The following is a 23,682-nucleotide window of genomic DNA, read 5'->3' as shown; positions in this document are numbered from 1 at the left end:
CCCGAAACCTTATTGGTTCAGGCGCTTTTTGGTTGTTTGGCTTCAGAAAGCGTTTCTCGGCAGCGTTTTTCGACGGTAACCAGCTCCATCAACACCACTTTAATGTCATCCATCTGTTGGTGTAGTTCGACTTTTTTTTGCTCAATTAAGGTCAACATGGTGCTGAGTTGTTTTACGCTGCTTTTGTCGGCATCGTACAATTCAAACAACTGACCGGTTTCCGCTAAGCTAAAGCCTAGGCGTTTGCCGCGCAAAATAAGCTTTAAGCGAACGCGATCACGTTTGCTGTAAATTCGTGTTTGGCCGGCGCGCTGTGGCGTTATCAAACCCTGATCTTCGTAAAAACGAATGCTACGGGTAGTAATGTCAAACTCCCGTGCTAGCTCGCTGATACTGTAGGTTTTCTCGTCTTTTTCTTTCATGGCATGCCTTCTCACTAAGTGCTGGCAACTATAAGTGAAGTTTACGTAAAGGTAAAGCAATCAGCCATAAGCTATCACTGTTTGAGTGGGTTAATAGTGCTCTTTGTAAAGTTTTTATGCCAACAAAACGCCACTCGCTGTACAGATTTTTGCACTTTAAATCTGTGGTAATACCATAGTGCTAACAAGTTGACGTTGGCGTAAACGTAAATTTGGTGTAGGCTCTGTGTCATTATTTAAGTCAACGCCAAGATTTGGAGAGCTGAATGAATCCGCAAAACCCTGTTGTTATTGTTGCTGCTAGACGTACCGCCATGGGCGGCTTTATGGGCGGTTTATCAGAGGTTGACGCTACACTATTAGGTGCGGCGGCCATTAAAGCTGCGATGGCTGATGCAGGAATTGCTGCTGAGAAAATTAGCGAAGTGATTATGGGTAATGTGCTGCCGGCGGGTTTAGGCCAGGCACCCGCGCGCCAAGCCACTTTAAAAGCCGGTTTACCTTTAAGTGCCGGTGCAACCACCATTAACAAGGTGTGTGGCTCAGGCTTAAAAGCCGTGATGTTAGCCAGTGATTTATTACACGCTGGCAGCGCCGATGTTGTGGTCGCCGGTGGCATGGAGTCGATGTCAAATGCGCCCTACCTGTTACCCAAAGCGCGTAGCGGTTATCGTATGGGCCACGGCGAAATGAAAGATCATATGATGCTCGATGGTTTAGAAAACGCCTATGACGGTAAAGCCATGGGCTGTTTCGCGCAAAACACGGCTAATGATAAAGCGATTAATCGGGAGCAGATGGACGCCTTTGCGGTGCAATCACTGACCAGAGCACAAAATGCTATTAGTAGTGGCGCCTTTGTTGCTGAAATTACGCCGGTCACCTTTCAAACGCGTAAAGGCGAAATGACCTTTAACGTCGATGAGCAACCGGGTAATGCCAAATTAGATAAAATTCCCACTTTACGTCCGGCGTTTGCCAAAGACGGCACTATTACCGCCGCAAACTCCAGTTCAATTTCTGATGGCGCTGCCGCCTTGGTATTAATGCGTTTAGACGATGCCAAAGCCTTAGGGGCTAAACCTTTAGCGCGCGTTGTGGCCCACAGCACGCACTCGATTGAACCAGAAAATTTCACGGTTGCGCCCGTTGGTGCGATGCAAAAATTATTGAAAAAAACCGGTTGGCAAAAAGATGAGGTTGACCTGTGGGAAATCAATGAAGCCTTTGCCATGGTGACGATGCTCGCCGTGAATGAGCTGGGTTTAGATAATAACAAAGTTAACGTCAACGGTGGTGCCTGTGCCTTAGGTCATCCGATTGGCGCTTCAGGTGCCCGTATTTTGGTGACCTTGATCCACGCTTTGCGTAACCGCGGTTTAAGTAAAGGTATTGCTTCACTGTGTATCGGTGGCGGTGAAGCCGTCGCGCTTGCAGTGGAAGTCATGTAACAAACGCTATGCTTCGTGGGCTGGGTGTTTTACACCGGCCAACGCAACAATAAACCATTCATATCTACCGACGGCAAATAATAATGACATAGATAATATGCCGTCGGTATAGCCCAACAATCGGGAGATGCTTCATGACACAACAGGTTCAACACTTTATCGACGGCGAATTCGTCACCTCAACGAGCGATAAACTGATCGCAGTGACCAATCCTGCAACGCAACAGGTGATTGCTCAAGTGCCTTGTGCCACCAGCGAAGAAATGGCGCGCGCTATTGCCTCAGCTAAGGCGGCTTTTCAAACATGGAAAGAAGTGCCGGTTTCTGAACGTGCTCGGTTAATGATGCGTTTTGCGCATTTATTAAAAGAACATCAGGGCGAAATTGCTGAGATCATTTGTGAAGAGTTAGGCAAAACCGTTGAAGATGCGAAAGGCGATGTTTGGCGCGGTATTGAAGTGGTAGAGCAAGCGGCGAATATCCCTTCTTTAATGATGGGTGAAACCGTTGAAAACGTGGCACGTAGCATTGATACCTACAGCTACATTCAGCCGCTTGGTGTCTGCGCGGGCATCACGCCATTTAACTTTCCTGCGATGATCCCACTGTGGATGTTCCCGATGGCGATTGCTTGTGGTAACACCTTTATTTTAAAACCGTCTGAACAAGATCCGATGACGGTGAACAAAATTGCCGAGCTGTTTGTTAAAGCCGGTGCGCCAAAAGGCGTGTTGCAGGTAGTACACGGTGCGAAAGAGCAAGTGGATGCCATTTTGCATCACCCTGATATTAAAGCGATTTCGTTTGTAGGCTCGGTTAACGTGGGTCAATACATCTATAAAACGGGTACTGACAACCTGAAGCGTGTACAAGCTTTTGCCGGTGCGAAAAACCATATGGTGATTATGCCTGATGCCAATAAGCAACAGGTGGTGAATGCCTTGGTAGGCGCTTCTGTGGGGGCGGCAGGACAACGTTGTATGGCGATTTCAGTAGCCGTATTTGTCGGTGCCGCGGCAGAGTGGATCCCCGAGGTGGCCGCGGCCATTGGTAAAGTGCGTCCGGGGCATTACAGCGATGCCAATGCGGCTTACGGCCCACAAATCAGCCCACAAGCGCGTGCTCGTGTGCTATCACTGATTGAGCAAGGTAAAAAAGAAGGCGCGACCTGTGTGTTAGATGGCACTGACTGCGTGGTCGATGGCTACCCTAACGGTAACTGGGTTGGCCCTACCGTGTTCAGTAATGTCACCACCGAGATGGAAATCTACAAGCAAGAAATCTTTGGGCCGGTGTTATCTACCATGACGGTAGATTCGTTAGAAGAGGCATTAAAAGTCGTTAACGACAGTCCTTTTGGTAACGGCACGTCAATCTTCACCGCCAGTGGCGCTGCCGCTCGTAAGTATCAGCACAACGTAGAAGTGGGTCAGGTGGGTATTAATATTCCCATTCCAGTACCGCTACCTTTTTTCTCCTTTACCGGATGGAAAGGCTCGTTCTACGGCGATCAACATGCTTACGGTAAACAAGCTGTGCGCTTCTACACTGAGACTAAAACCATTACGGCGCGTTGGTTCGATGACGATATTCCGGTAGCCGGCCCGAATATGTCGATTAATTTACGTTAAGAGTTGACAGGGGCGAACGTGGCGACGGTGACAGCGAAGACAAAACCATTAAAAATTTGCAGCTGCGCCGTCGTCCGTTTTGCTTAGATCAGTACAGGAAATCTCTATGAATTTTAATTTAACTGAAGACCAACAAGCCTTTGTTGATGTGGCTAAGCAGTTTGCTGAGCAAGAATTAGCCCCAAATGCTGCACAGTGGGATCGTGATCACTTCTTTCCAAAAGCCGTGATCCAAAAAGCGGGTGAACTGGGGTTTTGTTCGCTATATACCGCAGAAGAAGATGGCGGTATGGGGTTATCACGCTTAGATTCGTCGATTATCTTTGAGCAACTGGCCATGGGCTGTACTGCGACCACGGCGATGTTGACCATTCACAATATGGCGACCTGGATGATTGCAACCTGGGGCACGGCAACCGCGAAAAGTGAGTGGGTTGAGTCGCTCGTGACCGGCCAAAAGTTAGCCTCTTATTGCTTAACTGAACCGGGCTCAGGCTCTGATGCCGCGGGTTTACGTACCAGCGCGAAGAAAGACGGTGATCATTATGTGCTGAACGGCTCAAAAATGTTTATCTCGGGCGCCGGTGAAACCGAAGTATTAGTGGTGATGGCACGTACCGGAGAAGCTGGCCCGAAAGGGATTTCAGCCTTTATTGTACCTGCCGATGCCAAAGGCGTGATTTACGGTAAAGCCGAAGAGAAAATGGGCTGGAATGCACAGCCAACTCGCTTAATTACTTTTGAAGATGTGCGTATTCCTGCGCACAATTTATTAGGCAATGAAGGCGAAGGTTTTTCTTTTGCTATGAAAGGCTTAGACGGCGGCCGCATTAATATTGCGACCTGCTCTATCGGTACAGCGCAACAAGCGATGAATACCGCGCGCAATTATATGTTGGAGCGTCAGCAATTTGGTAAGCCTTTAGCGGCGTTTCAAGCGCTGCAGTTTAAACTGGCCGATATGGCCACTGAACTGGTGGCGGCTCGGCAACTGGTGCGCTTAGCGGCCTTTAAATTAGATCAGCAAGACAGTGAAGCCACCGCTTATTGTGCGATGGCCAAACGTTTTGCCACCGATGTTGGTTTCCAAGTGTGTGATCAAGCACTGCAACTGCATGGCGGTTACGGTTACATCAAAGAGTATCCTCTTGAGCGACATTTCCGTGATGTCCGCGTACACCAGATCTTAGAAGGTACGAACGAAATTATGCGGCTGATTATCGGCCGGCGTTTATTAGATGAAGCGGCAGGCGATATCTTATAACGATAAAAAATCACGGTAACGCTGAGCTTATGCCATGTGATGTCACACACAGGGCTTACCCTAAGCGTTACTGTACACTTTAAAGGAATGTTTATGCTGGTAAATACTGACAGTAGTGTAGTGCTTTATCAGGAGTTGCAAGCAGCCAATGGTAAACTGATTGGCGTGGCGACACTCAACTCAGAAAAATCACTTAATGCTTTAAGCTTGCCAATGGTTGAATCCTTACTGCCACAATTGCAAGCATGGCAAGCGGATCCAACCGTTGCTATGGTGATGTTGCAAGGCGCGGGTGATAAAGCCTTTTGTGCGGGTGGTGATATTCGCGATTTGTATCAAGCTATGCAGGATGCCCCCGGCCAATTTCAACCTTATGTTGCTGATTTCTTCTGCAAAGAATACACCCTCGATTATCTGATCCATACCTTTGGCAAGCCCGTGTTAGTGTGGGGTAATGGCATCGTCATGGGCGGTGGTTTGGGCCTGATGGCGGGCGCTTCACATCGGATCGTGACCGCGAGCAGTCGTATTGCCATGCCGGAAATGGCCATCGGTTTATATCCTGATGTTGGGGCAAGCTGGTTTTTAAATCGGATGCCGGCTGGCTGTGGTTTATTTTTAGGTTTAACCGGTGCATCCATTAATGCCGCAGATGCGCGCTTTATTGGTTTAGCGGATGTATTTATTTGCCATGAGCAAAAAGCCGAGTTAGTGCAAAAGCTTTGCAGTATTAACTGGGGGGATACGGTGTCGTTAAACCACCAGAAACTGTCTGATGCACTACGAGTGCAAGAACAAGGTTGTCGCACACAAATGCCACTTAGCCAGATCCGTGTGCATCAAGAGCCTATCGCGGCTTTAGCCCAAGCAGCGACCTTAGCCGAGGTGGTTAATAGTATTATGGCGATGCCAGGTGAAGATAAATGGCTGACTAAAGCCAAAGCGTCGCTGAGCTATGGCAGCCCGATCACCGCTCATATTGTGTTTCGTTTATTACAGCTGGGTCAAACAAAAATACTGGCCGACAGTTTCCGTTTGGAACTGGGTTTAAGTGTGCAATGTGGCAAGTTAGGCGAATTTCAAGAAGGTGTGAGAGCTTTATTAATTGATAAAGACTTACAACCTAAGTGGTTATATCCCGATGTGGCAGCCGTGCCGGTGGAAGTGGTGGCAGAACTGTTTCGTTCGCCATGGCCAGAAGCCGCACATCCCCTTGCACAATTGGGTAAACAACAACAAGGATATTAGAACATGGCAAAAGTGGCATTTATTGGTTTAGGTAATATGGGTGGCCCGATGGCACTCAATTTACTGAAAGCAGGTCATCAGGTTACGGCTTTTGATTTATCAGCAGCCGCACTGGCACAAGTGCAAGCAGCAGGTGCTCTTGTTGCAGCATCGGCCGCAGAGGCGGTGTTAGGTGCAGAGTTTGTCATTTCTATGCTGCCTGCGGGTAAGCATGTTGTAGGTTTATATTTAGGCGAACAGGGCATCGCGGGCAATATTAGTCAATCGGCTTTAGTGATTGACTGCTCGACAATTGATGCTGAAAGTGCCCGTAAAGTCGGTGCCGGGTTGCGTGAGCAAGGAATTGCCTTTATTGATGCGCCTGTATCGGGTGGCGTGGGTGGTGCTAAAGCCGGCACCTTAACCTTTATCATCGGTGGCACTGCAGATGATTATGAGCGAGCGAAAACGGTGTTAGCGAACATGGGTAAAAACCTGTTTCATGCCGGTGATGTTGGCGCCGGACAGGTTGCGAAGATCTGTAACAATATGCTGTTAAGCATTTTGATGGCGGGTACTTCTGAAGCCTTGCAGATGGGTATTGCTAATGGTTTAGATCCCAAAGTGCTTTCTGAAATCATGCTGAAAAGCTCAGGTCGTAACTGGACGCTAGAGTTATACAATCCCTGCCCAGGTGTGATTGATACGGTTCCATCAAGTAATCATTATCAAGGTGGCTTTATGGTCGACTTGATGGCGAAAGACTTAGGCTTGGCGATGGAAGCGGCAGAGCAAAGCGCAAGTAAAACGCCATTAGGCAGTTTGGTGCGTGATTTGTATGTCAGTCATCAACAAGCTGGTTACGGTAAATTAGATTTTTCGAGTATTTTTACGTCATTTAAAAAGTCAGATGCTAATTAGTTGATTAGTTGATTAGTTGATTAGTTGATTAGTTGATTAGTTGATTAGTTGATTAGTTGATTAGTTGATTAGTTGATTAATTAAATAGATTGATTTTTTTGTTTGAGGGGGCTTTTGTCACTGCGTACTTTTTTTTCAGACACGCCGTGAATACATCCCTGTAGGCTCCTGTTTTTCATCCATGAAAAACACGGTCTGACAAAAAAGTACATCCGTGCCAGCCGCCTTGCTAAATAACAAACTCAGGTGAGTTTAGATAGAATGTTTCAGCGAGCTTTGCGGTAACACTTAATATAAGCCTTTGCGTAGATATTTTTTGCTAATACCGTTGCGGAATTGGTGGATGTAAAGCCCCCCTATATGGACTTATGGCGTGTTTTAGCAAAAATCTTTGAAACTTAGGCGCTTTCGGAGAACAAAGAATGAATTTAAAAGACAAAACCATTGTGATCACGGGCGGCGCTCAAGGCCTGGGTTTAGAGATGGCGCGGATGTGTGCTAGTGAAGGCGCCAAGCTGGCGTTAATTGATATGAATGCCGAGCAATTGGCTGCCGCTAAAGCCGAACTCTCGGCACATACCACGGTGCACGTTTACCAAGCTAACGTAGCCGCTGAAGGCGAAGTTGAAGCGACTTTCAGCCAAATCGACAGTGATTTTAACGGTATCGATGGTTTGATTAACAACGCTGGGATCCTGCGTGATGGATTGTTATTGAAATTCAAGGATGGCGAAATCACCAGCAAGATGCCGTTGGCACAATTTCAATCGGTTATTGATGTTAACCTGACAGGCGTATTTTTGTGTGGCCGTGAAGCGGCAGCAGCGATGGTGAAGCGTGGCAACAAAGGCGTTATTATCAATATGTCGAGTGTCGCGCGTGGCGGTAACATGGGGCAAACCAACTATGCAGCATCTAAAGCCGGTGTTGTGGCAATGACCGTGACCTGGGCACGTGAGTTAGGGCGTTACGGTATTCGGGTTGGCGCCATTGCCCCGGGCGTTATTCGTACGGCTATGACCGATGCCATGAAGCCAGAAGCGCGTGATCGTTTAGAGAAAATGAAACCGGTTGGCCGGCTAGGTGAGGCCAGTGAAGTGGCCCATACCGCTAAGTACATTTTTGAGAATGATTTTTTTACCGGTCGTGTGTTAGAAATCGATGGTGGCATCAGTATGTAAACCGGTTAGGCGCTTGTGCTAATGTTTGCTATTGGTGAAGCCTTGAGCTTCGCCCTAAAGGTCGTGTTGCAGGCTTTAGCGGGGCTTGTGCAAAACGCTCAAGACACTATGGCCGCTTTTGCACCTTAACCTGTGATAACCCTTATCTTTAGAGGATCTGACCGATGAAAAGCTTATTTTTTTGTTTGTTATTAGCGCTGCCTAGCGCCGTATGGGCGGATGAACAACGCGTCCTTACGAACATGTTGGACACCTTTTTAGATGGGGCGAGCCGAAATGATCCCATGATACATAATGCCTTTTGGGCAGAAGAGCTGATTTACACCAGTTCTGCGGGTACCCGTTTTGGTAAAGCGCAGTTAATGCAGGGCGTAAACAGCCGTGGCGAGATCCCTGCTGCTGAAGTGAGCATGCGTTATGGTCGTGAAGATTTGCAAATTATGCAGTATGGCGATACTGCTGTGGTGGCTTTTGTTTTGGTAGGAAAATCAGCAACAGAAACACTGCGCTTTTTAAATAGTGGTACTTTGGTCAAGCGCAACGGACAGTGGCAAGTGGTCAACTGGCAGGCCACTAAATTGAGTGAGCCGAGCATTAATTAAGTGTCAGTAAACGCCTGCTGGACGAGGTGAAGATCCGATCTTAAGGTTAAGTCGTACATTCTTTCGACAAACTCTAGTTAGGTAATCCCTTTAACTTTCACAGCTTGGAGTTACTGCTATGCCACATCATCGCCTTACCCATTTGAACCATCAAGACGTACGCATTGATGAGTTAACCGTACACTCTTATGAAATGGGTCTTTATTTGGTTGAAGCTGACTTTGACGGCCGTAAAGGCTTCATTGTTGATGAGCAAAATCAACCACAACATTTTCATAGTGTCGAACAGGTTAAAAAGTCGCTCAGCGACTGCACGGTTAAAAAGGCTTGGTTAGTTCACAAATCTGCTTATGATGAAATGTGCGGTGGCGCAGAAAAAGTGGATAACACCTTAAAACTCGCTTTGTTCGTTTAAACGTTAGCGCTTTTTTTGTGAAAACGGGCGGGTCAGTTTTCTGACCCGCCCGTTTGTTGTTAGCCGGTGTGAGTTCTTTCGGCTAAACAGACACTCAGTGGCAAGCTTACCAACCAATCGCCCGATACAAACGTTGCCACATCAGCTTGTTCTGCTGCTTTAAGCTCGTGGCTTTTAAGGCCACTTCTTTGGTGAGTGCTTCTTTTTGCTCAATTAATTCGGCGACGCTGCGCAGCAGGTTGTCTTCAGTCAACTCTTCGACACAAAACTTACCCATACCAAAATCACTCATCATGGCGTGGTATTTATGGCTCCAACTGGTCGCGATACAAGGCACACCTTGGCTTAGTGCATTGACTGCGCCATGAAAGCGCGAACTAATGGCTAACTCGGCTTTTCCGATAAAGGCTTTAACGGCGAGAGGGTCCTCAATTTGTACTAAGCCACAGGGTGATAAGGCGGCGATTTCAGCACATAACTCGGCGTCTTCTTTACCTTCGTGGTTAACCAGCACGGGCTGAATGCCAAGCACCGTTAAGTAATCCGCTGCGGCAGCAAAAGCCATCACATATTGCTGGCGCATCGCTTCAGCATTGGCATGATTATACTTTGACACGACCTTGGAGTTAGGGATTAAAGCCGCAAAAGGCATATCTAACTCAGGTAACTCTTGATTGCCGAGAGGGCTTAAGCCTACGGTGAAATCAGGGGTGAGCACGACATGCTCGGGTAACACCTCAACACAGCTTTGTAAGTGCTTTAAAGACACCGGATCGCGCACAAAAATCAGCCGAGCATGGTGGATAATATCGCGCATAGCCGCTTTACTTTCTTTGGAAGTAAAGGGGCCAAAAGCTTGTGGCATAAAGATAAATGGTTTGCCCGCTAGGCCAAAGCGTACCACTTCTTTTGCGGTATTTTGTAAAAAGGTCAGCGGCCATTGATCACCATAGGCAAAGCCGCTGGCTTCTAACACCAAATCGACATCGCGCTCGGTGACCATGCCATAGCGTTTAAATAAATTACGCAGGCCGCCAGGCAGCTTGCCAAGCAGACCGGTTAAATCAATGCCTTTGCGTCGAAACGCCAATTTTTGCCAAGCCCCGTGGCGTGCTCGCTCGGGGTAGGGCAAATTCGGCCCTGGTGATAACACCAATTCAAAGGCTTTATCTTTCGCCTTTAAGCCTTGCAAACAGGCTAATAACATTAAATAGGCGCCTTTGTTGCGAAATTGCACGCCTTTAATTTCGATAAAATAAGGTTTAGTCATTCATAGTTCCATTATCAGTCAAGGATGCGCGTTTTACTCGCAGCAATTGCCAGAATTGCGTGCGGGTACTTTTGGCAAAAAATAAGAAGAAAAAAGAGGCGTAAGCATAAGAAATCAAGGTGGCCCAAGCGGCACCAACGATGCCGTATTGTGGGATCCACCAAAGATTTAAGCCGACATTAATCAGCGCACCCATACCATGGCTAAACAACGATAGCGGTTCTTGCTCGGTGATCACTAAGTGTTGGCCAATCAGGTAGCGTATGAAAATAAAACAGCCGGCCCAGATATGGATGCGTAGCACAGTTACGGCATCGTTAAAGGCTTCGCCAAACAGTAATAAAATTAACCATTCGGCACAAAGCGTCATCACCAGGGCGATAGCTAAGGCTGCAGAAAAAAACATTAGCGCAAAGCGGCGCAGTTTTAATAAATAGCCGTTCCAGCCTTTTTCAAAGGCTTTTAGCATATCAGGGTAATAGCGCACCGCTAAGGTGGCAGGGAAGATATACCATAATTCAGAGAGTCGACTGGCGGCGGCATAGATACCCGCTTGCTCTGCGCCGGCGATACTGCCAAGCATCACAATATCGATTTTTAGATAAATGACCGAAACAATGCCAGATAACCATAACCAAGCGGAGCGTTTAAGCAGCACTTTGGCTTGAGCGAAGCTGAAATGGCGCGGATGGTAACGCTGCCAACGCTGGGTTTCTTCTTTAAACGGTTGGTGCTTACGTAGATACAGCAGATATTGGGTTAAGCCGACCAATAAAAACTCGATAGCCGTCATTAACAATAAGCTGGCGATGCCAAAACCTTGCAGTAACAACAGCAGCTTAATGGCGAAACTGAGCAGCGAGATAACCGATTTAGCATAGGCTGGGCTGCGAAAGGTGCCTTGGTAATTTAGGTAAAACTCAAACAGTAAAAAGCCAAAAAAGGCCTGCAGCATAAATAACAGTGGGATGGCATAGTTAAGATGACCACTAAACAGTTCCGAGTTCAGCAGATAAAACAAGCCGAGTAAGACACCACCGCCTATCAGGCCAAGTGTTAAACGAATACTGACCGCGGTATACAGCATCGTCATGGCTTCTTGACCGCTTGATAGCTTGGTCATTTGCCTGACCACAAGGTTATTTAAGCCCATGCTGGTCAGGGGCACTAAAAACGCACTCCACGCCATGACAATAGAATAAATACCTAACTCGGCCGCACCGAGCATCCGCGCCACAAAGACGGTTAAGATGGCGCCAGCGGCTAATTTAACTAATTTATCGCCGAGCATGGCGGTAGCCCGAGCCATCAATAACTTTTTAATGATCTTCATTTACGGGCTCCGGCGGCACGGCGGCGCAAGGTCGAAACAATACGCCAGACATTTTGCAGCAGCAAAATATAGCCGGCAAAGGCAGCGGCAAACAGCAGTAACATCACCAGATCGGGCACCATTAAATACTCACCAATCACGCCAATACAAGCAAAGACACACGATAACGCGACGATTAAAGTGAGGGCTTCTCGCGAATTTAAACCTAAGCGTAATGAAATATGATGCAAATGCTCGCGATCGGCTTGAAATGGCGATTGGCCTTTGCGAATGCGCCGCAACATAATCGCCGCCATATCCATTAGCGGAATAGCAATTAGCCATAACGCGGTAACTGGGCGAAAACTGGCCGTCTCACTTTGGGTGCCAATCAGTAATAACCAAATAACAGATAAACCAATCAGCATACTGCCGGCATCACCCATAAAGATTTTTTTACCCGGAACCAATTGCAGGTTAAAGGCTAAATAGGGCAGTAGCGCACAAATTAAGGTTAACGGTAGCAAGGCATATTCTTGTTGGCCCCACAGCAACATAAAGCCGGCAATGACCACAAAGCTAACCAAACTGAGCATACCGGCAAGGCCGTCAATACCGTCGGTCATATTAAAGGCGTTGATCGCGGCAATAACTGCTATCAAGGTAATAGGGATGCCCAGTGGGCCTAAGGTGACTTCGCCTAAGCCGAAAATATTGCCCAAGCTATTCAGGTGTAAATCAAGCGCGAACACCATGCCAAGGCCAATGACTAATTGCACAGCAAGGCGCAGTTTGACACTGAGATCGAGGTAATCGTCAAAGGCACCTAAGATCACCAAGGCACCGGCTAATAACAAATAATAGATAGGTTCCAGTTCAGAAGGAGCGAACAAGCCCAAGGCCACCGCTAAACCACAAAACACCGATAAACCACCAATCAGCGGTACGGCACCTTGATGCTGTTTACGACCCCGAGGAATATCCACTAAGCCTACGCGTTGTGACAGCGGATACAATAGAATAATGGCTAACAGGCAACAGCCTAAAGCTGAACTCATTAACAGTAACTGGGATTTCATAACCGACTAATTTTTCTCAATTTTGTTAAACCGCAGAATTATTCAGCCAGGCGTCAGCTGAAACTTGTTGTAATAATAATGCTTAGTGACAGAATAAACGACTGGCTTTACGTAATAGTTAAAAATATTGTTTTTTCTCGCTTGTTTAACCCTGACCCCGCCCCGTTTTTTAGCACTAGACGGTTGGCTTTAAGGAGCATTCATCGTTGTGTTAGTTGCCACTAAAAAACTGCTTGTGATCACCAATATGGGCCCGAAAGCGTCTGCGCCTTTTCAAGGCCAGTTTGTGCGGGCACAAGTAGATGAACTTGAGGCACAAGGCCATCCTTCTGCTTATCATTATATGCGCTGGCATAGTGACTCTTGGCTGAACAGGTTATTGAAATATCCGGTTTTCTTTTTGGATTTTCTTTGGCGATATATGTTGAGCCGTCAGCGTTATGACCTTATTCATGTGCACTTTTTTTATCCGACGATTTGGCTAGCATTGTTATATCGAGGCCTGCGTAATCGGCAAGTTAAGATTGTTGTTACCTGTCATGGCAGTGATATTTACCATTATCAACCGCCCAGTAAGCTTTACCGTTGGTGTGCAAAACAGGTGCAAGCCTGGGTTTTTACCAGCCAAGCATTAAGTGAACAGTTTTATTTTCAAGCCAAGCCACAACGGATCTTGTCAGCGGGTATCCAGAGTCGCTATGCTGCCGCGCGTTTTCAAACGCGTACCGAAAAAGACATTGATCTGTTGTATGTCGGCGCTTTAGATCGAAATAAAGGCATGGACAGGCTATTGGCCATGTTGCCCGCGTTGAGAGAACTGCACATCGTGATTGCTGGCACCGGGCCGTGGCAACGTCAGCTAGAACACGCGGTTGCAGACTACCCCAATGTGCGTTTATTAGGTGCTCAAGATGCTGCGGCTTTAGTCAAACTGTATCAACGTGCCCGCTGTTTTATCAGCTTATCGCGTAATGAATCTTTTGGTTTAGTAATGGCAGAGGCAATGGCTTGTTATACGCCAGTGGTGGCTACCGATACGGATGGCGCTAAAGCGCAAATAACATCGGGGGTAACCGGTTATCGCGTTTCACAGCAACAAGCAGAAGCGCAACTCTGTCAGCAATTGGTTTTAGCCATAAAGGCGCTGTTAATGTTAGACGAGCCAGAATATCGTGCAATGCAGCAAGCGGGTCGCCAACAAGCAGAGCAGGTGTTGTTGCCCGAAGTGATACATCAGTTAACCCAACTTTATCAGGAACTTTAGCATGAGTGGTACAGAACAGGATTTGACGGAGGCCATTGCTGAAGTCAAGATTGGCCCGGTTAAGGTGTCAGCCTTTAAAGATATGACGCATCTGCTGCAGTTTATTTTACCTGAGCAAGGCGAGAGCTATGCTGGTTCAGCCATTGCCATTAACCCTGAAAAAGTGTTAACTGCGATGGAAAATTCGGCCATTATGTCGGTTATCGAGCAAGCGGATATTCGTTATGCGGATGGTATCGGCGTGGTGAAAGTGATGCGTCGTCGGTTAGGTCGTCATGTTGAACGGATCCCTGGCTGTGAGCTTTGGCAACAACTGATGGCACGTGCGGCAAAACAACAAGTACCGGTGTTCTTAGTTGGCGCCAAGCCCGAGGTATTAGCGCAAACACAAGCCAAGTTACTGGCTGAGGGTGTTAACGTGGTCGGGGCTATTGATGGCTATTTTAAAGATGAAGCCGCGCTTATCGCTGCCATTAAACACGCCGATGCGAAAATTGTCAGCGTTGCCATGGGTTCGCCCAAGCAAGAATTATTGATCCAGCGTATTCAAGCTGCCCATCCTCACTGTTTTTATATGGGAGTCGGTGGCACTTATGATGTGTATACCGGTAATGTGAAACGTGCACCGGCCTTGTGGTGTAAATTAAATTTAGAGTGGGCGTATCGGTTGTTAGCGCAGCCCAGTCGCATTGGCCGTCAACTTCGTTTATTCCGATACCTTTGGTGGTATGGACTGGGTAAAATTTAAGGGAAGCACCATGTCGCAATGGCCATTAATCAGTGTATATATGCCGACTTACAATCGTGCGCAGATGGCGTGTCGCGCTATCGATTCGGTGTTAGCTCAAACTTATCCTAACATCGAGCTTATTGTGGTCGATGACGCCTCAAAAGATGACACCTTTGCGGTGTTATCCGATCGTTATGCATCCGATGTGCGTGTTCGAATTTTACGGCAAACCGAGGGGCAGGGGGCTTGTGCCGCGCGCAATAGAGCCATTGAAGTGGCTAACGGTGAATTTGTCACGGGCTTGGATGACGATGACGAATTTTTACCTCAGCGCCTAAGCCAACTTTATGCTGCTTATGATGATCGTTATAGCTGCGTGTGTTCGGCTTATTTGTGGGATTACGGCAGCTTTACTAAAACGTTGTTTGCGCAAAGACAAACCGTGAATTTGTCCAATTTACTGGATTTACACACCTTATCGAATCAAGCCTTAGTTAAACGTGAACGCATGCTGCAATTAGGCGGCTTCGACATTAACTTGGCCGCCTTTCAAGATTACGATATGTGGGTGCGAGTGGTCGCGGCTTATGGCCCTGCACTGCGTTTGGCGGAAGCCAGTTATCGCGTGCATGTAGGGCATGAGCAAGGCCGTATTACCAATTCACCGAAACGCTTAGATGCCCATCAGCAGTTTGTGGCGAAACATCGCCCTTTAATGAGCGAGCGTAACTTACAAAACCAGATGTTTTATCGGCTGACGATGCAGCATCATGTGCTGCGGTTCACAGAATTTTTAAGCCTGTGCCGTTATGGCATCGTTAAAGTGAAGTGGCGTTATTATATTAAACATAAATTAGCCGGTTTAAGTCAGTTGCGGATGCGATTGCTGAGCAAGGGCTTAAGTGGATTATTTAAAAAATAATGCCAAGCATCCGACATTACCTCAGTATTGCCACGCCACTTGATAAGCTTCTGGTGTTGCTCGCCTCGTTGTTGGTGTTTATTGATTGGGGTAATGGCCTGTTGTGGCATACCTTTGGTAGTAGTTTTGGTTTCTCGGCCAGTATTAAACTGCTGCTATTGTTGCTGTTAATTTACCGTGGTTGGCAGTTAAATCGTCAAGCCTTGCACTGGCCCTTGGCGTTAATGCTGCTGATGTTACCCGGGCCTTTATATGTTTTATGGCTAACAGGCCATCACTATGGCTTGGCCGATCTGCAATTAATCAGTAAATCAGCAGCGCTATTAGTGGCACTGGCTTATTTTTCTGAATTGGCGCGCCAGCAACCCCTGGCTTTTTTACGCTGGCTAGACGGTGTGTTTGCTGCCAGCTTTCTGCTGTTGTTTGTTAATAGCCTGCTGGGGTTAGCCGGGTACGGTGGCACGGCCTATCAGCCGATGGATGAAGTGGCGCAGCCCTTTCTTGGCGTAAAAGGTTTCTTTATTTCAACCAATGAGTTGTCAGGTTTGTTACTGGTGCTCAGCTGTTGGTTGTTAGTTCGCAGTTGGCAAGCGCTTCGCTGGTTCTATCCCTTGCTCAGTTTGGCGGCACTGTCGATAGCCGCGTTATTGCTAACGAAAACCGGTTTGTTTGGTGTGCTGCTGTTAGTGCTACTGATCCCCATTTTATTAACGCCACGCGCTTATTTTTACGCGAAACGGCAATGGCTGCTGGGGCTAGGCGCCATACTTCTGGGCCTATTGATGCTACTGCTGTGGCATTTAAGCAGTGTTCTGCAATGGGTAGGAATTTACGACAAGCTGCAATTTGCCTATGAACAGCGGGGTATTATGGGCATTATCTTGTCCTCTCGCGATTATTATTTACAGCGTAATTTCACCCTTGTCGCTGAGCGTTACCCTGAGTGGTTACAATTATTTGGTGTCGGCCAAGGTGGCTTGCGTCTGCATTTGAAAAAATACTTTATCGAATTAGATTTATTCGATCTGCTGTTGTTTTACGGTTTAGCCGGAGGCTTATTATTCGCCTTATCTTTTTGGCGCGTGTTTGGTTTAAGTGCCGGCGCCTTGAAAAAAGCTTCAGCCGCGGGGCCGGTGTTACTGTTAAATAGCCTGTTATTATTGGTCGCGTTACTCGCCGGACATGTCCTGACCTCCGGCATGTTATGACTACCTTGGGCATTGATTAATGCCGCCTTACTGGCACAGCAAGCATTGCCGCGAGCCCTGGCATTAACGCTTTTACAGACCGAAACGGGAGCCGCTGATGAAAGATCTGCTTGAGCCGCTAATTTATCCGCATAATCTGTTGTTATACGGGTTGTTATTCGCATGTATCGCTTATCGCAAAAAGGGCTTGTGGTGCTTATTGCTGTTTTACTATTTGCTTGGTAATACCTGGGTGGCTAATCAGGTAAGGCAATGGTATCAACAGCAAGCTGTTGCCTCAGCACCCAGTGTATTAGGGCAAACGCCTGATTTATTTGTGATGTTAGGCTGTGGTGGCTCAGCCGAGCAGATACCGGCCTGTGCAGCAGCGCGTATTCAACAATTAAAGAGTGAAATTGCCCGGTTACCCCAAGCGGCGCCGCTGGCGGTGATTATCACCACGCGCTATTGCGAGCCTTATTTAGCTGCACTACAACAGACGGTAACGCATGGCGCTATCGATTGTTTTGATGCGGGTGAAAATACTTATCAAGAGTTTCAAGCCCTTGCTAAGCGCTTAAACCCACAACACGCTATTCGCTTTATCACCAGTGATTTTCATAGCTGGCGGGTGCGACAGTTAATTAAAGAATATCAATTATCAGCCAGTGTGGGTGTGGTGCGCTCGCAAACGTTTCGCCCGGTCAATTGCAGTTTAAACTGCCTGTTAACGGTCAACTTAAGTAATTTGGATTTGTACAGTAAGCTGATGGCCGAGTTTGCCAGTTATGCGGTGTATCGCGTGGCCGGCAAAGAGGTGACTGGCGTGGTGTCCGACTAAATAACACCAGACCAAGCAGACTCTCGGCACTGGCACCAAACAGGTGGGTTACTGGCGTGGTGTCCGATTAAATAACTTCAGACCGAGCAGACTCTCGGCACTAGCACCAAACAGGTGGGTTACTGGCGTGGTGTCCGACTAAATAACACCAGGCCAAGCAGACTCTCGGCACTGGCACCAAACAGGTGGGTTACTGGCGTGGTGTCCGACTAAATAACACCAGACCTAGCAGACAACCGACACTGGCACCAAACAGGTGGGCATCGATGGCAACATCAGCGTTAATTTGTGCCGCCAAGGCTAAATCAGGCGCAGAGAATTGTTCGCTAAGGATCTTTACCAGTACACCCGCTAAAATGAGATAGCCGGTACGAAAGCCTTGTTTAATATCAATGACCGCGCCATAGCATAAAATGCCATGCAAAACGCCTGATAACCCTACGTAATACAGCATGTCAGGCGCCAGCCACCATAATCCCGCACTTGTGCCCAAGCCTAAGATCAGTAATTGCCAGCCAAAGGCTAAGCGCCCTGGTAAATGCCCATGGATCAGCATAATTAACAGCAAACCCACCATATTCATCAGCAAATGATAGGCATTACTGTGTAATAAATGGCCGGTCAGAACACGCCATACTTCACCTTGGCCAATGGCTGGTCGGCTGTATTGCAGCAGCTCATGCCATGCTAAGGGACTAAAATGTAACAAGAATATTAAAAAACCTAGCAACAAATAGGGCGCATAAGATTTAATTGTTTGAGATAGCATAGTGCTGGTTGATCTTATTATAGGAACTGAGTAGGGTGTTTATGACTGTATTATAAGGAAAGTCTTGATAATGAAAAGCACTCTTATCCCACTCGTTTCGTTATTCCTCATAAGTTTTGCCCCCAGCTTATTAGCCCAAGCTACGCAAGAAACGCGTGAGCCTGAAGCTACTACTGGTATAGTGCAACAACAACTTACCCGCTTTCCTACGGCAATGGTCTCTGCGGCGCATCCTTTAGCATCTGATGCGGGCGAGCGCGTGTTGCGAGCTGGCGGCAGTGCCATTGATGCGGCTATTGCCACACAGTTAGTGCTGGGTTTAGTTGAACCACAAAGCTCAGGGATCGGCGGCGGCGCTTTTATCTTACATTGGCAAGCGGATAACCAAGCCTTAACCACTTTTGACGGTCGTGAAACGGCACCTGCTGCGGCGGGTCCTTATTTATTTGCCGATCATGGCAAGGTGATGAGTTGGCGCGAAGCTTATGTTGGCGGTAAATCGGTGGGGGTGCCGGGTGTACTTAAAGCCTTAGCCGATGCCCATCAACGCTACGGCCAACTGCCTTGGGAATCGCTATTTACCGATGCCATTACCTTAGCCGAGCAGGGCTTTGCCGTGAGTAGCCGCACCTCGAAGCAATTAGCGATGGGTTGGAACAGTGGTTTGAAGCAGCTGTCGCCGGCCAAAGAGTTTTTTTATCCGAATGGCAGCCCATTACTTGAAGGCGCAACGCTGAAAAACCCGGCGTATGCGGCGCTGTTACGTAACATTGCCAAAGAAGGGGTCAGTGCTTTTTATCAAGGTGAAAATGCCGAGGCGATGGTCAAAACGGTGCAACAAGCCGCGATTAACCCAGGCAGTTTGGCGTTATCTGATTTAGCCAATTATCAAGCCATTGAACGCGATGCGCTCTGTGTGGCGTATCGGGTATATCAAGTGTGTGGCATGGCCCCCCCTAGCTCTGGTGGCCTTGCGGTGTTGCAAATGCTCGGTATTCTAGAGCATTTCCCACTGGCCGAGATGCAGCCCAATAGTGCCCAAGCTGTGCATGTCATCAGCCAAGCCTCTCGCCTCGCTTTTGCTGACCGCGATCTGTATGTCACTGATCCGGCTTTTGGTCATGTGCCGCTAGCCGGTTTGCTCGATCCGGCCTATTTAAAGCAACGCGCCAGCCTGATCAGTGCTCAAGATCACATGGCCACAGCGGGTATCCCGCTGGGTGCTGAAGCACAAACCACCTCAAAGGCAGTGGAGTTTCCGAATACCAGTCATTTTTCGGTAGTGGATGCAAAAGGTAATGCGGTGAGTATGACCACCAGCATCGAAAATGTGTTTGGCTCAGGTTTAATGGTTAACGGCTATTTGCTTAATAACCAGTTAACGGATTTTAGCTTAGCGCCTCGCGATGGTGAGCTTTGGGTAGCCAACCGTGTTGAAGGTGGTAAAAGGCCTCGCAGCTCGATGGCACCGATGATGGTATTTGATGCCGATAATAATTTACGTTTAGTGATTGGTTCGCCCGGTGGCAGCCGTATTATCAATTATGTGGCGTTAAGTATTATCGCCCTATTAGATTGGGATTTAGATGTGCAGCAAGCCATCAACTTGCCTCGTTTTACCCATCGCAATGATTATTTGGCGTTAGAGCAGGGCACGCCGTTGGCTGAGTTAAAAGAGAGCTTAACCGCAATGGGTTATAATGTGCGGATCCAAGATCTCAACAGTGGTTTACACGCCATTGAAGTACAAGCAAAACAGCTCGAAGGTGCTGCAGATCCCCGCCGCGAAGGCAAGGTCAGTGGTTTTTAAGCGTGAGGTTGGAGTAATAATGACTATCTTGATTGAGCAAGCGGCCAGCGGTGTGTTAACACTGACGATGCAGCGCCCTGAAAAAAAGAATGCGTTAAATCTGGCGATGTATCGGCAGCTTACGGCGGCATTACAACAAGCACGGCAGCAGTCACAGACCAAGGTTGTGGTAATTCAAGGGAATGCAGATTGCTTTACCAGTGGTAATGATTTGCAAGATTTTTTATCTGCGGGTGCTTTAGATATGCAGCATCCGGTGGTGCAGTTTTTATACGAAGCCGCCAGTTTCCCCAAACCCTTAATAGCGGCTGTGGCAGGGCTGGCCATTGGCATCGGTACTACGCTATTGCTGCACTGCGATCTGGTTTACGCTGCGCCTGCCAGCCGTTTGCAGATGCCGTTCACACTTCTGGGGTTATGCCCTGAAGCCGCATCCAGTTTATTATTACCGCAGATCGCCGGTTACCAGCGCGCCGCGCAATATTTGTTATTGGGGGAGGCTTTTAGCAGTGAGCAAGCCGCACAATTTGGCTTAGTGAATGACATTGTGCCGGCCGAGCAGTTATTGGCCTTTGTTGCGGCCAAAGCAGAAACGCTGGCGGCATTACCTAGCGAAGCGGTGTTACGCAGTAAGGCGCTATTAAAGGCCCCTCAACAGGCGTTAGTGCAGCAAGTGATTGGCCAGGAGTTGCTGGATTTTCAGCAGTTATTGTCATCTGACGCTTGCCAACAACAGCTGGCTGCTTTTTTTAAGCGGCGCTAAGGCTAAGCGAAGCACTGACTTAGCCTTAGTACCGCCATTAACTAACGAATGGCGGTACTAAACTTGTCGGCTTGTACCGTTTTGACTAGCCAGGAACCTCGATGTCTTACCATTTCAACTGTCCGAGTGTCTTGCACGCGTTTGTTATCAAATTCGCCATCAAAAACCAGCTGAATAGTCGCATCGTTATCGTACTGCTGGCGCAAATTACGACCGCTATTGTTGACGTTAATCACTACGGTATCAAAGCTCATATTCAATAGAGTACGGCTGACTTGTTTTACCGAGCCGTAAGACTCTAAAAGTTTGGCGTATTCGTTGGTCGACAAGCTTTTCGCCCGATTTAAATCTTTTTCATTATAAATAGCATGAAAAAATTCACCGGCAATAAATTCAGGCGTGCCAACTTGCGCATTAACTTGCGGGTTGTCTTCAGTACAGCTGGCTAACAGCAATAGCAGTGGTAACAGTAGGAGTTTTAAATAAGCCATAACATCATATTTTCCTTAAGCGATAGCAGAATTGTGGGTGTTTTCAGGCTATCTGTAAAGAAAAAGGCGGCGAAAAGCCTATTTATCCGGCCATCCATGGCCGACAACGGGGCTTAAGCACACCTGTCATGCTTCACTGACGGGCATCAAAGCTAAAGCCGCCTTTATCCATTAGGCTTCTAATTCTTGCTCGGTGAAAATATTGGCGAACAAGGGGCTTGATAAGTAACGCTCTGCCGCGCTGGCTAGGATCACCACGATATTTTTACCGGCAAACTCGGGTAACTCGGCTAAACGTGCTGCGGCAACTACCGCGGCACCTGATGAGATACCGGCTAAAATGCCTTCTTCTTTCATCAAGCGATGTGTCATGGCAATGGCATCATCACTGCTGACTTGCTCAACCCGATCAATTAAATCGACATCTAACACACCAGGAATAAAACCGGCACCGATACCTTGAATTTTATGTGGGCCAGGTTTGATTTCTTCACCGGCTTTAACTTGGCTAATGACCGGCGATTCCGACGGCTCAACCGCCACGGTGACCAGTGGATGCTGCTTCTCTTGTTTTAAAAAGCGACTGACACCCGTGATAGTACCGCCAGTACCAACACCGGCAATAAACACATCCACTGCGCCGTCTAAATCATTCCAAATCTCTGGGCCGGTCGTTTCAAAGTGAATTTGTGGGTTAGCCGGGTTATCGAACTGACCCAAAATGAGGTATTTATCTGGGTTAGACGCTTGAATTTCTTTGGCTTTTTCAATCGCGCCTTTCATGCCTTTTGGCCCTTCAGTTAACACCAAGTTGGCGCCTAAGGCTTTTAACAATTTACGACGCTCTAAACTCATGGTGGCCGGCATGGTGAGGGTGAGCTTGTAACCGCGGCTCGCCGCCACAAATGCCAGTGCGATACCCGTGTTACCTGAGGTTGGCTCGACTAATTCGGTGTCTTTTGTCAGGATGCCACGTTTCTCTGCATCCCAAATTAAAGCGGCGCCTAAGCGACATTTCACACTAAAGCTTGGGTTGCGTGCTTCAATTTTGGCATAGACATTGGCGCCTTTAACGACACGGTTTAATTTGACCAAAGGGGTGCGGCCGATCGACAATGTGTTATCTGCGTATACATTAGCCATAAAAACTCCAAAAAAAGATAGGGAATAACCATTACAATAACCCATAGCATACGCGGCCTAGCTAAAAATTAAAGTAGCAATTTGCTATAACATATATCAGTTTTTTCACTAAGCACGGAGCCTGTATGGCCTTTCAAAGTACCGAAAACTACATCGTGTCTGCCGAGCTGGCACTGGCGGTTAATGCCGCTGTTATCCTAGAAAAACCCTTATTAATTAAAGGCGAACCGGGCACCGGTAAAACACGTCTGGCCGAAGAGCTTGCCGAGAGTTTGGGCACTGAGCTAATTCAGTGGCATATTAAGTCCACCACCAAAGCGCAACAGGGCTTATATGAATATGATGCCGTGTCACGCTTGCGTGATAGCCAACTAGGCAGTGAAAAAGTGCAACATATTGCCAATTATATTAAACCGGGCAAACTGTGGCAGGCCTTTACTGCGGCAAAACGACCTGTGTTGTTGATTGATGAAATTGATAAAGCCGACATCGAGTTTCCGAATGATTTGTTGCATGAGTTGGATCGGATGGCGTTTTATGTGCATGAAACCGGTGAGCATATCAGCGCTGAGCAGCGGCCGATTGTGATTATTACCTCCAATAATGAAAAAGAGTTGCCGGATGCGTTTCTCAGGCGCTGCTTCTTTCATTACATTCGCTTTCCTGATGCCGAGGTGTTACGCGAGATTGTGGCGGTGCATTTTCCGACTATTCGTCAGCAATTACTCAGTACCGCACTTGAGGTGTTTTTCGAGTTACGTGAGCTACCGGGTTTAAAGAAAAAGCCGTCTACCTCCGAGCTACTTGACTGGTTAAAATTATTGTTAGCCGAGCAAATTCCAGCCGAAGTGTTGCAACAGAAACAGCAGCAGGGCGGCTTAATGCCGATGTTCGGCGCGCTTTTAAAAAACGAGCAAGATGTGCAGTTGGTTGAAAAACTGGCGTTTATTGCTAAGCGGGGGCGCTAGAATGTGCCCGTTAAGTGTT

General features: G+C 47.6%; 23 protein-coding genes. 16 read left to right on the top strand and 7 right to left on the bottom strand.

Translation table 11 applies throughout. The annotated features are described in order from the left end of the window. Nucleotides 1-17 precede the first annotated feature (17 nt). The gene (locus LMJ53_RS00435; RefSeq protein ID WP_226750097.1) at nt 18-422 is read right to left on the bottom strand and encodes a MerR family transcriptional regulator; all 405 of its coding nucleotides are present in this window, start codon (nt 420-422) and stop codon (nt 18-20) included. Nucleotides 423-688: 266 nt separating this feature from the next. Here LMJ53_RS00435 and LMJ53_RS00430 point away from each other — a divergent pair, with 266 nt between their 5' ends. From LMJ53_RS00430 to LMJ53_RS00395, 8 genes are all read left to right on the top strand, one after another. Beyond that, nucleotides 689-1,873 carry an acetyl-CoA C-acyltransferase gene (locus LMJ53_RS00430; protein ID WP_229584283.1) on the top strand — a complete coding sequence of 395 codons (1,185 nt, stop codon included), beginning with the start codon at nt 689-691 and terminating at the stop codon, nt 1,871-1,873. Between the two features lie 134 nt (nt 1,874-2,007). After that, nucleotides 2,008-3,504 (top strand): CoA-acylating methylmalonate-semialdehyde dehydrogenase, encoded by a 1,497-nt coding sequence (locus LMJ53_RS00425; protein WP_229584282.1) that lies wholly within the window; start codon nt 2,008-2,010, stop codon nt 3,502-3,504. 106 nt (nt 3,505-3,610) lie between these two features. Then, nucleotides 3,611-4,768, top strand: coding sequence for an acyl-CoA dehydrogenase family protein (locus LMJ53_RS00420; RefSeq protein WP_229584281.1), 1,158 nt, complete (start codon nt 3,611-3,613; stop codon nt 4,766-4,768). A 93-nt stretch (nt 4,769-4,861) separates the two neighbouring features. Next, on the top strand, nt 4,862-6,016 hold the full coding sequence (locus tag LMJ53_RS00415) for an enoyl-CoA hydratase/isomerase family protein (RefSeq protein WP_229584280.1): 1,155 nt from the start codon (nt 4,862-4,864) through the stop codon (nt 6,014-6,016). Between the two features lie 3 nt (nt 6,017-6,019). Next, nucleotides 6,020-6,916 (top strand): 3-hydroxyisobutyrate dehydrogenase, encoded by an 897-nt coding sequence (mmsB, locus tag LMJ53_RS00410; protein WP_229584279.1) that lies wholly within the window; start codon nt 6,020-6,022, stop codon nt 6,914-6,916. A 422-nt stretch (nt 6,917-7,338) separates the two neighbouring features. Further along, nucleotides 7,339-8,097, top strand: a complete 759-nt coding sequence (locus LMJ53_RS00405; protein WP_229584278.1) for an SDR family oxidoreductase — start codon at nt 7,339-7,341, stop codon at nt 8,095-8,097. Nucleotides 8,098-8,261: 164 nt separating this feature from the next. After that, on the top strand, nt 8,262-8,699 hold the full coding sequence (locus LMJ53_RS00400) for a nuclear transport factor 2 family protein (RefSeq protein ID WP_226750090.1): 438 nt from the start codon (nt 8,262-8,264) through the stop codon (nt 8,697-8,699). 118 nt (nt 8,700-8,817) lie between these two features. After that, entirely contained in the window at nt 8,818-9,114 is a 297-nt protein-coding gene (locus LMJ53_RS00395) for a DUF6482 family protein (protein ID WP_229584277.1), read from the top strand. Between the two features lie 106 nt (nt 9,115-9,220). On the opposite strand, the gene LMJ53_RS00390 is transcribed toward LMJ53_RS00395, so the two are convergent. From LMJ53_RS00390 to wecA, 3 genes are read right to left on the bottom strand one after another with little or no spacing between them, the layout of a single operon-like run. Then, nucleotides 9,221-10,384 carry a polysaccharide pyruvyl transferase family protein gene (locus LMJ53_RS00390; RefSeq protein ID WP_229584276.1) on the bottom strand — a complete coding sequence of 388 codons (1,164 nt, stop codon included), beginning with the start codon at nt 10,382-10,384 and terminating at the stop codon, nt 9,221-9,223. Further along, nucleotides 10,377-11,717, bottom strand: coding sequence for a flippase (locus LMJ53_RS00385; protein ID WP_229584275.1), 1,341 nt, complete (start codon nt 11,715-11,717; stop codon nt 10,377-10,379). Before LMJ53_RS00385 ends, LMJ53_RS00390 begins: the two co-directional genes overlap by 8 nt. Further along, on the bottom strand, nt 11,714-12,754 hold the full coding sequence (gene wecA / locus LMJ53_RS00380; protein ID WP_229584274.1) for a UDP-N-acetylglucosamine--undecaprenyl-phosphate N-acetylglucosaminephosphotransferase: 1,041 nt from the start codon (nt 12,752-12,754) through the stop codon (nt 11,714-11,716). Before wecA ends, LMJ53_RS00385 begins: the two co-directional genes overlap by 4 nt. Before the next feature lie 229 nt (nt 12,755-12,983). Between wecA and LMJ53_RS00375 the strand changes: the two genes are divergently transcribed. From LMJ53_RS00375 to LMJ53_RS00355, 5 genes are all read left to right on the top strand, one after another. After that, a complete protein-coding gene (locus LMJ53_RS00375) occupies nt 12,984-14,039 on the top strand; it encodes a glycosyltransferase family 4 protein (protein WP_229584273.1) in 1,056 nt (351 codons plus the stop codon). 1 nt (nt 14,040) lies between these two features. Then, the gene (locus LMJ53_RS00370; RefSeq protein ID WP_229584272.1) at nt 14,041-14,787 is read left to right on the top strand and encodes a WecB/TagA/CpsF family glycosyltransferase; all 747 of its coding nucleotides are present in this window, start codon (nt 14,041-14,043) and stop codon (nt 14,785-14,787) included. A gap of 10 nt (nt 14,788-14,797) precedes the next feature. Beyond that, nucleotides 14,798-15,691, top strand: a complete 894-nt coding sequence (locus tag LMJ53_RS00365; protein WP_229584271.1) for a glycosyltransferase — start codon at nt 14,798-14,800, stop codon at nt 15,689-15,691. Continuing rightward, nucleotides 15,691-16,899 carry a hypothetical protein gene (locus tag LMJ53_RS00360; protein WP_229584270.1) on the top strand — a complete coding sequence of 403 codons (1,209 nt, stop codon included), beginning with the start codon at nt 15,691-15,693 and terminating at the stop codon, nt 16,897-16,899. The genes LMJ53_RS00365 and LMJ53_RS00360 overlap by 1 nt, the downstream gene beginning before the upstream one ends. Nucleotides 16,900-16,996: 97 nt before the next feature. Next, nucleotides 16,997-17,719 carry a YdcF family protein gene (locus LMJ53_RS00355; RefSeq protein ID WP_229584269.1) on the top strand — a complete coding sequence of 241 codons (723 nt, stop codon included), beginning with the start codon at nt 16,997-16,999 and terminating at the stop codon, nt 17,717-17,719. A gap of 190 nt (nt 17,720-17,909) precedes the next feature. Here the strand turns inward: LMJ53_RS00355 and rrtA are convergent, their stop codons facing one another. Beyond that, nucleotides 17,910-18,488, bottom strand: coding sequence for a rhombosortase (rrtA, locus tag LMJ53_RS00350; RefSeq protein ID WP_229584268.1), 579 nt, complete (start codon nt 18,486-18,488; stop codon nt 17,910-17,912). Nucleotides 18,489-18,558: 70 nt separating this feature from the next. Here rrtA and ggt point away from each other — a divergent pair, with 70 nt between their 5' ends. Both ggt and LMJ53_RS00340 read left to right on the top strand, forming a co-directional pair. Beyond that, nucleotides 18,559-20,298: a gamma-glutamyltransferase gene (ggt, locus tag LMJ53_RS00345; protein ID WP_229584267.1), complete on the top strand. Its 1,740-nt coding sequence runs from the start codon at nt 18,559-18,561 to the stop codon at nt 20,296-20,298. A 19-nt stretch (nt 20,299-20,317) separates the two neighbouring features. Next, nucleotides 20,318-21,061, top strand: coding sequence for an enoyl-CoA hydratase-related protein (locus tag LMJ53_RS00340; protein WP_229584266.1), 744 nt, complete (start codon nt 20,318-20,320; stop codon nt 21,059-21,061). A gap of 41 nt (nt 21,062-21,102) precedes the next feature. Here the strand turns inward: LMJ53_RS00340 and LMJ53_RS00335 are convergent, their stop codons facing one another. Next, entirely contained in the window at nt 21,103-21,552 is a 450-nt protein-coding gene (locus LMJ53_RS00335; protein ID WP_229584265.1) for a hypothetical protein, read from the bottom strand. Between the two features lie 171 nt (nt 21,553-21,723). Beyond that, complete coding sequence (gene cysK / locus LMJ53_RS00330) at nt 21,724-22,695, bottom strand: cysteine synthase A (protein WP_229584264.1); 972 nt, start codon at nt 22,693-22,695, stop codon at nt 21,724-21,726. Nucleotides 22,696-22,820: 125 nt separating this feature from the next. Here cysK and LMJ53_RS00325 point away from each other — a divergent pair, with 125 nt between their 5' ends. Next, nucleotides 22,821-23,663 carry an AAA family ATPase gene (locus LMJ53_RS00325; protein WP_226750075.1) on the top strand — a complete coding sequence of 281 codons (843 nt, stop codon included), beginning with the start codon at nt 22,821-22,823 and terminating at the stop codon, nt 23,661-23,663. Nucleotides 23,664-23,682 lie beyond the last annotated feature (19 nt).

The sequence above is a fragment of the Rheinheimera sp. UJ51 genome (genome assembly GCF_020819615.1).
Lineage (GTDB): Bacteria > Pseudomonadota > Gammaproteobacteria > Enterobacterales > Alteromonadaceae > Alishewanella > Alishewanella maricola.
Note: the sequence above shows the minus strand (reverse complement) of the source record. Positions and strands in the feature narration are given on the sequence as shown.